Below are 11,416 nucleotides of genomic sequence, written 5' to 3' on the forward strand. Positions count from 1 at the left end.
TCTGCCTGTGGAGACGGTGTGAGACCTCAACGGGAGTCCTCCCGGACGGGGCGGTCGTCGGTGAAGCAGGAACCCCAGCGGGCAACCGCTGGAATCCCCCGCCTATAAGCGGAGGCGGAAGTCAAGGCTTCCCCTCGGTCACAGCTCGAACGACTGGGGGCTCGAACGACTGGGTCACGGCTCGAATGTCTCGGTCACAGCTCGAAGGATTCGTGGTGGATCCGGCGATCCGGAACGCCCGCCTCACGCAGCGCCCCGTACGCGTGCTCGGCCAGGCCCGGTGGGCCGCACAGATAGACGTCGTGGTCCTCGATATCGGGGAGCAGATGGCCCAGCCGCTCCGCGGTGATCTCCGGCCGGGCGCCGTCCGGGCCGTTCACGGCGTACAGCAGCCGGGCCCCGCGCTCGGTCGCGATCTGCTTCAGCTCGCTCCACAGCGCCAGATCCCCGACGCTGCGGGCCCGGTACAGCAGGGTGAGATCGCTGCCCTTGCCCGGCAGCGTCTCGAACAGCGCCCGGATCGGGGTGATCCCGGCCCCGCCCGCGATCATCAGCACCTTGCCCTGGCTGCGCCGTGCCGCCGTCATCGCGCCGTACGGCCCCTCCGCCCACACCCGCGTCCCCGGCTGGAGCGAGGCCAGCCCGGTGCTGTGGCCGCCCACCGCCTTCACCGTGATCCGCAGCAGCTCCGGCCGGGGCGGCGCGGAGAGCGAGTACGGATGGGAGCCCCAGCGCATGCCCGGGGCCAGGAACCGCCACCGGAAGAACTGCCCGGCCTGCGCCCCGATCCGGTGCAGCTTGCGCCCCTTGATCAGCACCGACACCACCCCGGGCGCCTCCGGTACGACGGCCGCCACCCGCATCCGGTGCCGCAGATTCAGCCGCAGCGGCACCAGCAGCCGGTACCAGACCGCCAGCGCGGTGACCGTGCCGTACAGCGCGTACCAGGCGGTCTCCGCGGTCTTGTTCCCGACGAATTCCGCACCGGTCGCGAGCTGGTGCCAGAAGGTCAGGAAGACCGCGGCGTAGGTGAGCAGATGCAGGTAGTACCAGACTTCGTACGACATCCGGCGGCGCACCATCCCGGCCGAGATCAGCCCGATCACCACCAGCATCGCGGTGCCGGCCGTCGCCTTGATCATGTCCGGGTAGTCCGTGACCACGGTCACCGACTGGTCGACGAAGCCGGTGCCGGCCTGTTCCGCGTATCCCGCGATGATCAGCCCGACATGCGCCACGATCAGGCACAGCGCGTACCGCCCGCTCATCGCGTGCCACCGCGCCACCCGGTCCGACCCCACCCGCCGCTCCAGCGCCGGAACGCGCGCCATCTGGAGGACGACGAGGGCCAGGACATAGCCGCCGAGCAGCCCGCTGAGCCGCCCGGCGTGGGTCAGCCACTGTGCGGTGCCCTCGACGTTCGGAGTGTTCTGCCACCACAGCGACAGCACCGCCGCCGCGCCCGCCCAACTGAGCAGGATCAACGGCACGGCCGGCGAACGGCGAGGCTGGATGCGGCGCATGGCCTGCCGCCGCCCGGCCCGGCTGTTCAGTAGCGTCGTCACGGCCTGTCCCCTTCCCTTGGGCTCCGGCGCAAGGGAATACGGCCGCGAGCACGGGATGACTCAAAGGCCGCCGGGATTCACGGGTTTCGGTCGGGGCTCAGCCGCACCGCCACACACCTGTCCCTTCACCCCAGTGGGGCCCGCTCGTGGAGAGCGAAGGTGACCCTTTATCTGGAGTTGGCAACTCCAGATAATGCTAGTGTGGGCTCATGGACGGAACGGATTCATCCGCGCCCCGTGGCGCACGGCGCCTGAGGCGCGATGCCGAGGCCAACCGGCAGCGGACGCTCCTGGCCGCTCGGGAGGTGTTCGCCGAGCGGGGGCTGGGGGTGAACCTTGACGACATCGCTCGCCATGCCGGTGTCGGAGTGGCCACGTCCTACCGGCTTTTCGGCAACAAGCAAGCGCTGATCAACGAGCTGTTCGAAGAGCGTGTCGATACTTTGGTGGTCGCCGCCGAGCAGGCTCTGGCGAATGACGACCCGTGGGAGGGGTTCGTCGGTCTGCTGACCATGGTGTTGGAGGAGATGGCAGTCGATCGCGGACTGCGGGAAGTGGTGTTCTCCGAGGTCGGGGGCCGTCCCCTGGTGGCGCAGGCGCGCCGCAAGTTCATGCCCGCGTCCGACGCGGTCATGCATCGTGCCCAGGACGCCGGCCTGCTGCGTCCGGACTTGGCAACGACGGACCTGCCCCTGATCTTCTACATGGTGAGCTGCGCGATTCAGCACACCCAGCCGGTCTCGAGCGAGGTGTGGAGGCGTTGCCTGACGATCGTCCTGGACGGCCTGCGCGTCCCCGCCGGCCTGACGGACATGCCGGTGGTCGCCCTCACGACCGCCGAGGAAGAGCAGGTCGCCGGCTTGAACCCCGCCGGTTCCTGACACTTTCGTCCACCCCGAGGCGCCTCTCGCGGGTTCCGGCGTCTCGCCCCGCGCCGGGGCCGGGCGCTGCCGCGTGGTCGTGAGTGCGGCGGTGTGAGCCGCCCCGTGCGGTCACGGCATCTGGTATCCGCTGTCCCGCCTGCTGCGCGGCGGCCTGTGCGCCGAGCCGGGCGGCGCTTCCGCGATCTGCGCTACTGGAACGACCTCCCCACCTTCGAAAAGCAACTGAGGAAAGGACGGCATCCGTTGAAACCGACAGCTCTTGAGGTCGACTACCTGATCGTCGGGGCCGGGGCCATGGGCATGGCCTTCGCCGACACCCTGATCGCCGAAACCGACGCGACGGTGGCCATCGTCGACCGCTATGACCAGCCTGGCGGTCACTGGACGGTCGCCTACCCCTTCGTCCGCCTGCACCAGCCGTCGGCCTTCTACGGCGTCAACTCCTGCGAGCTGGGCAGCGGCGCGGTGGACCAGGACGGCTGGAACGCCGGGCTGCATGAGCTGGCCTCGGCCGGCGAGATCCTGACCTACTTGGACCAGGTGATGCACAAGACGCTTCTGCCGACCGGCCGGCTCTCCTACTTCCCCAAGTCGTTTTACGACGGCCCGGATCCACAGCGGCCCGACGTCCAGCGCTTCCACTCCATCGTCAGCGGGGCCACGTTCGAGGTGACCGTCAAACGGCGGACAGTGGACGCCACCTACATGAACGTCACGGTGCCGGCCATGGCGCCGCCCAAGTACGAGGTCGCTCCCGGCGTCCGCCTGATCACCCCCAACGAGCTGCCCGCCCTTCAGAGCCAGCCGTCCCACTACACCGTCGTCGGGGCGGGAAAGACGGGCATCGACGCCTGCCTGTGGCTGCTCGGCCGCGGCACCGATCCGTCCGACATCACCTGGATCATGCCCCGCGACTCCTGGCTGCTCGACCGCGCCCACACCCAGCCCGGGAATTCCTACCTGGAAACGGAAGCGGCTCGTCGCGAGGCTGTGGCCGGCGCCGACACGGTCCAAGAGCTGTTCGCACGGCTGGAGGACAGCGGCCTGCTGCTGCGGCTCTCGCCCGGCATCGAGCCGACCGCCTACCGCTGTGCGACGGTCGCCCGCGCCGAACTCGAGCAACTGCGCCGCATCGGCGACATCGTCCGCCACGGCAGGGTCAAGCGCATCGACGAGAACGCGATCGAACTCGACCAGGCCACCATTACCGCGCAGGCCGGGACCCTGTACATCGACTGCACCGCCGACGGCCTGGAGCGTCGGCCGACGGTGCCGGTGTTCGACCAAGCACGCATCACGTTGCAGGCGGTGATCCCCTGCCAGCAGGTTTTCAGCGCCGCACTCATCGCCCACGTCGAGGCGAGTCGCGCCGACGACGACACCAAGAACACGCTGTGCGCACCCTCGCAGCACCCCGACTCCGCCCTGGACTGGATACAGTTCTTCGGCGACATCCAGGAGCGGATCGTGCGCTGGACCGCTGACCCCGGCCTCGCCGAATGGCTCCGCACCTGCCGGCTCATGGGCCGGCGGATCCCCGAGCTCTCACCCGAGCAGCGGACCGCGCTCCTGCCCATCTTCCAGGACCAGAAGCGGAAGCTGGAGGAGCTGCTCCGCCAGGCGAACGCGGTCGCGGCGGTGAACTGACCGCCCCCACGACCCACACGCCGGCCAGATGCGTGCCGGACGCGCAGATGACGACCGTGGGCGAGGTGGTGCACCTGGGTTCGAACGTCGCGTCGGCCCGGGCTGCCTGGGCCGCGAACGATGTCACCGATGGTCGAACTTGATCGGGTAGGACACTGTAGAGCGCGGTATGGGCTGCTTCTTGCCGCCCTTCCCGCTCTTGGTACCCTTCCCGTCGTCCTTCTTCTTCTCGAAGTGGACCGGATACCGGGCCGTCTGACGCGGATTCGGCGACTTGCCGTCGCGGGTGTTGCCGTCACCGTGGTTGTTGATCACCATCACCCCCACCACGATCGCGCCGAGCACCATCATCTGCTTCTTCTGCACGGGCCCCGACTCCCCTTCGGTCCACAGTGGTCTCTCCCCAGCACCGACCATGGTGACATCACCCCGTCGGCGGCACGAGCGGTCCGCGCGCCCGGTCAGACGGAGATGACCTCAAGGCCGCTCTCCAGGCCCTTGAAGTCGTCCGGGTTCCGTGTGTAGAGCGGCAGTCCGTGCGCGGCGGCGGTGGCAGCGATCATGAGGTCCATGCGGCGCGGACGAGGATTGCGGTTGGCCTTGAGTGTCAGGGCGACCATGGTGCCGTATCGGCGGGCGGCTTCCCGGTCGAAGGGGACGGTGGAGAAACGCGCCTCGATGTCGGCCACGCGCTGCGCTCGGGTGAGCGTCTCCACCGGATCAGTGGCCATGGCGACGCCTTGGGTCAGCTCGGCAAGGACCACGGAGGGGACGGCGGCCTCGACCGGGAGCCGGTCCGACGGGATGTCCACGAGATCGATGACAACACAGGTGTCCAGCAGACCCTGTGGCCGTTGTTCCCTCACATGTTCAGCCACCTGACTTCCCCCACGGGTCATCCTGACCGCTGACCCGGTCCTCGTCGCCGAAGAAGGCATCGGCTTCGGCCCGCATCGCGGCGTGATCCACGCGCGGGGCGTTGCGCCACTCGCGCTGAAGTTCCTGGACGGGGACGAAGCGACGGCGACGGGTCTCCAGGGGGCGGACCTCGGCGATTTCGACGCCGTTCCTGGTCACGTGGTACGTCTCGCCCGCTTCCACATCGTCGAGCACCGCCTTGGAGCGGGCCGCCAGTTCGCGCTGCGTGATGGTTTTCATGGCTCCAGTGTAATGCGGCGCATTGCATCGTGTCGCGCTGTAATGCGGAGCCTTGCGGCCACGCGCCTCGGCTCGCGTCGCCTCTCGCTTTGACGAACCATGCGGGCTAGTGCATACTTATGCCTAAGCACGCATGGATCGTCAATGGATCGTAAGGAGGCACCCGTGACCGAGCGCGTCGTACTCGCCTACTCGGGCGGCCTGGACACGTCCGTCGCCATCGGCTGGATCGCCGAGGAGACGGGTGCCGAGGTCATCGCCGTCGCCGTGGACGTCGGCCAGGGCGGGGAGGATCTGGACGTCATCCGCAAGCGCGCGCTCGCCTGCGGGGCGGTCGAGGCGGAGGTCGCGGACGCCAAGGACGAGTTCGCCGCGGAGTACTGCCTTCCGGCGATCAAGGCCAACGCGCTGTACATGGACCGCTACCCGCTGGTGTCCGCGCTGTCGCGGCCGACGATCGTCAAGCACCTGGTCGCCGCCGCCCGTAAGCACGGCGCCGGGACCGTCGCCCACGGCTGCACCGGCAAGGGCAACGACCAGGTGCGGTTCGAGGCGGGCATCTCCTCCCTCGCACCCGATCTGACCTGCATCGCGCCGGTCCGGGACTACGCCATGACCAGGGAGGCGGCCATCGCCTTCTGCGAGGCCAAGGGCCTGCCGATCGCGACCACCAGGAAGTCCCCGTACTCGATCGACCAGAACGTCTTCGGGCGGGCCGTGGAGACCGGCTTCCTGGAGGACATCTGGAACGCGCCGATCGAGGACGTGTACGAGTACACCTCCAACCCGGCCACCCCGCGCGAGGCCGACGAGGTGATCATCACCTTCGACAAGGGCGTCCCCGTCGCGATCGACGGCGAGCCGGTCACCGTGCTCCAGGCCATCCAGCGGCTCAACGAGCGGGCGGGCGCCCAGGGCGTCGGCCGGATCGACATGGTCGAGGACCGGCTGGTGGGGATCAAGTCGCGGGAGGTCTACGAGGCGCCCGGCGCCATCGCGCTGATCACCGCCCACCAGGAGCTGGAGGCCGTCACCGTCGAGCGCGAGCTGGCCCGCTACAAGCGGCAGGTCGAGCAGCGCTGGGGCGAGCTGGTCTACGACGGTCTGTGGTTCTCGCCGCTCAAGCGGGCGCTGGACGGTTTCATCACCGAGGCGAACGAGCAGGTCTGCGGCGAGATCCGGATGACCCTGCACGGCGGCCGGGCCGTCGTCACCGGGCGGAAGTCGCAGACGTCGCTCTACGACTTCAACCTGGCGACCTACGACAGCGGCGACACCTTCGACCAGTCGCTGTCCAAGGGCTTCATCGAGATCTTCGGGATGTCCAGCAAGATCGCCGCGAAGCGGGATCTGCACCAGTAGCCTGCGTACCAGCGTCAAGCCCGCGTACGAGACGTGCGAGACGTACGAGACGTGCGCGACCACATCCAAGCCGCCTCCCCGCCCCGCGGCGGGGAGGCGGACGCACACCCCCTGGTCTGAGGAGCAACAGCGTGAGCAACGGCAACAGCGGCGACGTCCGGCTCTGGGGCGGCCGCTTCGCCGACGGCCCGTCCGAGGCACTGGAGAAGCTCAGCGCCTCCGTGCACTTCGACTGGCGCCTGGCGCCGTACGACATCGCCGGATCCCGCGCCCACGCCCGGGTGCTGCACACGGCGGGGCTGCTTAACCCCGATGAGCTGGAGCGGATGCTGGCGGGTCTGGACCGGCTGGAGGCCGATGTCGCCTCCGGCGACTTCACCGGCACCATCGCCGACGAGGACGTGCACACCGCGCTGGAGCGCGGGCTGCTGGAGCGGCTCGGCCCGGACCTCGGCGGCAAGCTGCGGGCCGGACGGTCCCGCAACGACCAGATCGCCACCCTCTTCCGGATGTATCTGCGCGACCACGCCCGGATCCTCGGCGGGCTGATCGCCGACCTCCAGCAGGCCCTGGTGGGGCTCGCGGAGGCACACCCCGACGTCGCGATGCCCGGCCGTACGCACCTCCAGCACGCCCAGCCGGTGCTCTTCGCCCACCATGTCCTCGCCCATGTCCAGGCGCTGTCGCGGAACGCGGAGCGGCTGCGGCAGTGGGACGAGCGCACCGCCGTCTCGCCGTACGGCTCGGGCGCGCTGGCCGGGTCCTCGCTCGGGCTCGACCCGCAGGCGGTCGCGGCCGACCTCGGCTTCGAGCGGGGCTCGTCCGCCAACTCGCTCGACGGCACGGCCTCCCGTGACTTCGTCGCCGAGTTCGCGTTCATCACCGCGATGATCGGCGTCGATCTGTCGCGGATCGCGGAAGAGATCATCCTCTGGAACACGAAGGAGTTCTCCTTCGTGACCCTCCACGACGCCTTCTCCACCGGCTCCTCGATCATGCCGCAGAAGAAGAACCCGGACATCGCGGAGCTGGCGCGCGGCAAGTCCGGCCGGCTGATCGGCAACCTCACCGGGCTGCTGGCCACGCTCAAGGCCCTGCCGCTCGCGTACAACCGCGACCTCCAGGAGGACAAGGAGCCGGTCTTCGACTCCTGCGACCAGCTCGAGGTGCTGCTCCCGGCCTTCACCGGGATGATGGCGACGCTGACCGTCAACCGCGAGCGCATGGAGGAGCTGGCCCCGGCCGGGTTCTCGCTCGCCACCGACATCGCCGAATGGCTGGTGCGGCAGGGCGTGCCGTTCCGGGTGGCACACGAGGTCGCGGGGGAGTGCGTCAAGGAGTGCGAGCTGACGGGCATCGAGCTCGACCAGCTCACCGATGAGCAGTTCGCCAAGATCTCCCCGCATCTGACGCCCGAGGTCCGCGGCGTCCTCAATGTGCCGGGCGCGCTGGCCGCACGCGACGGCCGCGGCGGCACCGCCCCCGTGGCGGTGCGGGCCCAGCTCGCGGAGGTCAAGGAGGATCTGGCCGCTCAGTACGCATGGGCGGGCGCCAAGCGCTGACCATCGGCTCATCGCTGAACGTCAGCCCGTAAGGGAGAGGTGGGGACCAGGCCATGGGTTTCGAACGACTCGCGAAGATCGCGACCCCCGGGGCGGGGGCGGCCCGGATCGGGCTCGGCCTGGCCGCGGTCGGCCGCCCCGCCTATATCAACCTCGGCCGGGACCGGGACCTCCCGGCTGAGCGCCCGGTCGAGGTGATGCGGCAGCGCAGCCATGAGCTGCTGGACGCCGCCTACGCCGCAGGGGTGCGCTATCTGGACGCGGCGCGCTCCTACGGCCGGGCCGAGGAGTTCCTCGCAAGCTGGCTGCGCGACCGCCCGGACGCCGCGCGGAACGTGGTGGTCGGCTCCAAGTGGGGCTATACGTACGTCGCCGACTGGCGTACGGACGCCGAGACGCACGAGGTCAAGGACCACGGCCTCCAGACCTTCGAGCGGCAGCGCGGGCTGACCGACGCGCTGCTCGGCGACCGGCTGGACCTCTACCAGATCCACTCGGTGACCCCCGAAAGCCCCGCCCTCACCGACCGCGAGCTGCACGCGCGGCTGGCGGAGCTGGCCGCCGAGGGGGTGACGGTCGGCGTGTCCACCAGCGGTCCGCGCCAGGCCGAGGCGATCCGCGCGGCGCTGGCCGTGGAGGTCGACGGGCGCCCGCTCTTCCGTACCGTCCAGTCCACCTACAACCTGCTGGAGCCCTCGGCCGGGGCGGCGCTGGCCGAGGCCCACGCGGCGGGCCGGGCGGTCATCGTCAAGGAGGCCGTGGCCAACGGCCGGCTCACCGAGGCGGCCGAGCGGCTCCCGGCGGCCCTGCGCCAGGTGGCCGAGGAGACGGGCGCGACTCCGGACGCCGTCGCGCTGGCGGCGGTTCTGCACCGCCCCTGGGTGACCGTCGTCCTCTCCGGCGCCGCCACGACGGCCCAACTGCGCTCGAATCTGGCCGCCGCCGACCTCCGCCTGGACGAGCGCCGGCGCACCGAGCTGGAGCGGCTGGCCGAAACCCCGGAGACCTACTGGCACCACCGCGCCGGGCTGCCCTGGTCCTGACCCCTGGCGGGGCCGTCGGCCTCCTGGCAGGTGGCCGGCTGGGCATGGGGTGAGTCGGCTGCTTCCAGCCCGGCCGGCGATTGAGGCCAGGCCGGAAGGGCGTGCGGGGGACGGGGGGGAGAGAGACGCGGCTACACCGCGCTCAGGAACGAGCGGACCGCACGGGCGTACGGCCGGGGCGCGTCGTCGTGGATCCAGTGACCGCACCCGGCGAATTCACGGAGCCTCGTGTTGGGGCGGCGGGCGACCATCTCATGGGCGTGGTCCGGCGGCAGCAGCGGGCTGTGCTCGCCGCGCATCAGCAGCGCGGGGCAGGAGGAGCCCAGCCAGTCGTCCCAGAAGTCACCGCACATGGCCTGCTGGGACGCCATCATATGGCTGGGCTCGAACAGCAGCCGCCAGCCGCCCGTTTGGGGGTCCCGCTCGGCGCTGTCGAGGAAGTACGAGGCGTCCGGAATGCCCCGGGACTCGATGTCGGCGCGCAGCTTCTCCCGGTCCACGGCCCAGGTCGGCCACCCCGAGACGTCGAGCACCGGATGGCTGACCACCGGACGGTCCGTCACCGCGCCGATGTCCTCCACGACGAGCGCGCTCACCAGGTCCGGATGGCGGGCGGCCAGGGCGTACGCGCCGACCGCGCCGGTGGAGTGGGCGACGACCGGGACCGGGCCCAGACGCAGCTCTCGCAGCAGCGCGGCGGCATCGGCCACGTACTCGTCCAGCGTGAACGGGCCACCGCCGCCGGTCAGCCCGTGCCCCCGCTGATCGAGAGCGATCACTCGCCGCTCGGGAGCGAGGGCGGCGGCCAGCGGGGCGTACATCCTGCCCCGGCCGAAGTGGCCGTGCAGGGCCAGCACCGGGTCGCCCGGTCCGCCGAAATCGGTCAGGGCGAATCGCCGGCCGCGCAGTGTCACGAAGTCGGGGGAGGGCACGGTCATCGTGGTCACCCGCGGCACTATAGTGCCCGGGCCCGGTGGTGACCAGCGGGTAGCGGAATCAGATCTTCCGCCCCTCTTCCGCCCCGCTGCCGACGGTCGGCGCCGACCGGAGACGGTACCGCCGCCGCCCGGCCGCGGAACCCCGGCGCCCCCGACACCCCACCCCCTACGCACCACCGCGGCGGCCCGGACACCGGACCGCCGCGGGTTTCGCCCGAAGCGTCAGGCCGCCGCCTTCGCCTTCGTGGCGTAGATGTCCACGTACTCCTGACCCGACAGCCGCATCACGTGGCTCATCACCTCGTCGGTCACCGCCCGCAGCACATAGCGGTCGCGGTCCATGCCCTCGTAGCGGGTGAACTCCAGCGGCTCGCCGAAGCGGACCTGGACCCGGCCCGGCCGCGGCAGCCCCTTGCCGCCCGGCTGGATCCGGTCGGTCCCGATCATCGCGAACGGCACCACGGGCGCGCCGGTCATCAGCGCGAGGCGGGCGATACCGGTACGGCCGCGGTAGAGGCGGCCGTCGGGGGAGCGGGTGCCCTCGGGGTAGATGCCGAAGACCCGGCCCTCCTCCAGTACCCGGCGCCCCGTCATCAGCGCCGCGACGCCGCCGCGTCCGCCGTCCCGGTCCACCGGGATCATGCCGACGCCGGTGAAGAACCAGGCCATCAGCCGGCCCCTGAGGCCCTTGCCCGTGACGTACTCGTCCTTGCCGATGAAGAAGACCTGACGGTCACAGACCAGCGGCAGGATCATCGAGTCGATGAAGGTGAGATGGTTTCCGGCGAGGATCACCGGACCCGAGCCCGGAATGCCCTCGGCCCCCTCGACCCGTGGGCGGAACATCAGGCGCATCAGCGGACCGAGTACTGCCTTCAGAAACGCGAATCGGGACACGGGCCCTCCGGTCGGGGTCAAAGTCTGGGGCGCACCGTCGTACGGTCCGTCAACCTCGTACCGCACCGGAGCGCCGATGAGGACGATACTCGCCGGTCGCGCCCCGGCGCACACCAGGTTCACCCACCTGGTACGCAGTGTTGACCCGCGTTCCCTCCACGTTTCGTCCGATGTCTCTCGTAGGAAAGCTGCCCACGCCTACCATCAGCCCATCTTCTGACTGGATTTGACAGGTGTTGAACACCACATCAAGGAGTGCAGATGGAGCGGGAGCAACAGCCCGGACGGCGCGCCCTGCTGGGGGCCGCGGCCCTCGGCGCGGGAGCGGTGGCGCTGAGCGGCGCGGGCACGGCGACGGCC

At 70.3% G+C, this 11,416-nt stretch carries 11 protein-coding genes; 5 read left to right on the forward strand and 6 right to left on the reverse strand.

The genetic code is table 11. The annotated features are described in order from the left end of the window. Positions 1 to 194 precede the first annotated feature (194 nt). Positions 195 to 1,523 (reverse strand): ferredoxin reductase family protein, encoded by a 1,329-nt coding sequence (locus tag KN815_RS40375; RefSeq protein WP_216346777.1) that lies wholly within the window; start codon positions 1,521 to 1,523, stop codon positions 195 to 197. Positions 1,524 to 1,774: 251 nt separating this feature from the next. Between KN815_RS40375 and KN815_RS40380 the strand changes: the two genes are divergently transcribed. Together KN815_RS40380 and KN815_RS40385 are read left to right on the forward strand one after the other, a co-directional pair. Beyond that, positions 1,775 to 2,446, forward strand: a complete 672-nt coding sequence (locus KN815_RS40380; RefSeq protein ID WP_216346768.1) for a TetR/AcrR family transcriptional regulator — start codon at positions 1,775 to 1,777, stop codon at positions 2,444 to 2,446. Between the two features lie 246 nt (positions 2,447 to 2,692). Next, positions 2,693 to 4,096, forward strand: coding sequence for an NAD(P)-binding protein (locus KN815_RS40385; protein WP_216346769.1), 1,404 nt, complete (start codon positions 2,693 to 2,695; stop codon positions 4,094 to 4,096). 123 nt (positions 4,097 to 4,219) lie between these two features. Here the strand turns inward: KN815_RS40385 and KN815_RS40390 are convergent, their stop codons facing one another. The 3 genes from KN815_RS40390 to KN815_RS40400 all read right to left on the reverse strand — a co-directional run bounded on the left by KN815_RS40390 (position 4,220) and on the right by KN815_RS40400 (position 5,254). Continuing rightward, positions 4,220 to 4,462: a hypothetical protein gene (locus KN815_RS40390; RefSeq protein ID WP_216346770.1), complete on the reverse strand. Its 243-nt coding sequence runs from the start codon at positions 4,460 to 4,462 to the stop codon at positions 4,220 to 4,222. Between the two features lie 95 nt (positions 4,463 to 4,557). After that, a complete protein-coding gene (locus tag KN815_RS40395) occupies positions 4,558 to 4,974 on the reverse strand; it encodes a type II toxin-antitoxin system VapC family toxin (protein WP_253209551.1) in 417 nt (138 codons plus the stop codon). After that, the gene (locus KN815_RS40400) at positions 4,967 to 5,254 is read right to left on the reverse strand and encodes a type II toxin-antitoxin system Phd/YefM family antitoxin (protein ID WP_216346772.1); all 288 of its coding nucleotides are present in this window, start codon (positions 5,252 to 5,254) and stop codon (positions 4,967 to 4,969) included. The genes KN815_RS40395 and KN815_RS40400 overlap by 8 nt, the downstream gene beginning before the upstream one ends. A gap of 165 nt (positions 5,255 to 5,419) precedes the next feature. Between KN815_RS40400 and KN815_RS40405 the strand changes: the two genes are divergently transcribed. From KN815_RS40405 to KN815_RS40415, 3 genes are all read left to right on the forward strand, one after another. After that, positions 5,420 to 6,616: an argininosuccinate synthase gene (locus KN815_RS40405; RefSeq protein ID WP_216346773.1), complete on the forward strand. Its 1,197-nt coding sequence runs from the start codon at positions 5,420 to 5,422 to the stop codon at positions 6,614 to 6,616. Between the two features lie 131 nt (positions 6,617 to 6,747). Beyond that, positions 6,748 to 8,178 (forward strand): argininosuccinate lyase, encoded by a 1,431-nt coding sequence (argH, locus tag KN815_RS40410; protein WP_216346774.1) that lies wholly within the window; start codon positions 6,748 to 6,750, stop codon positions 8,176 to 8,178. Between the two features lie 53 nt (positions 8,179 to 8,231). After that, positions 8,232 to 9,221, forward strand: coding sequence for an aldo/keto reductase (locus tag KN815_RS40415; protein ID WP_216346775.1), 990 nt, complete (start codon positions 8,232 to 8,234; stop codon positions 9,219 to 9,221). Positions 9,222 to 9,352: 131 nt separating this feature from the next. Here the strand turns inward: KN815_RS40415 and KN815_RS40420 are convergent, their stop codons facing one another. Further along, positions 9,353 to 10,159, reverse strand: coding sequence for an alpha/beta fold hydrolase (locus KN815_RS40420; protein WP_216346778.1), 807 nt, complete (start codon positions 10,157 to 10,159; stop codon positions 9,353 to 9,355). Positions 10,160 to 10,381: 222 nt separating this feature from the next. Continuing rightward, positions 10,382 to 11,077 (reverse strand): lysophospholipid acyltransferase family protein, encoded by a 696-nt coding sequence (locus KN815_RS40425; protein WP_253209552.1) that lies wholly within the window; start codon positions 11,075 to 11,077, stop codon positions 10,382 to 10,384. Positions 11,078 to 11,416 lie beyond the last annotated feature (339 nt).

The organism is Streptomyces niphimycinicus, from assembly GCF_018883605.1.
In the GTDB taxonomy this organism is placed as follows: domain Bacteria; phylum Actinomycetota; class Actinomycetes; order Streptomycetales; family Streptomycetaceae; genus Streptomyces; species Streptomyces niphimycinicus.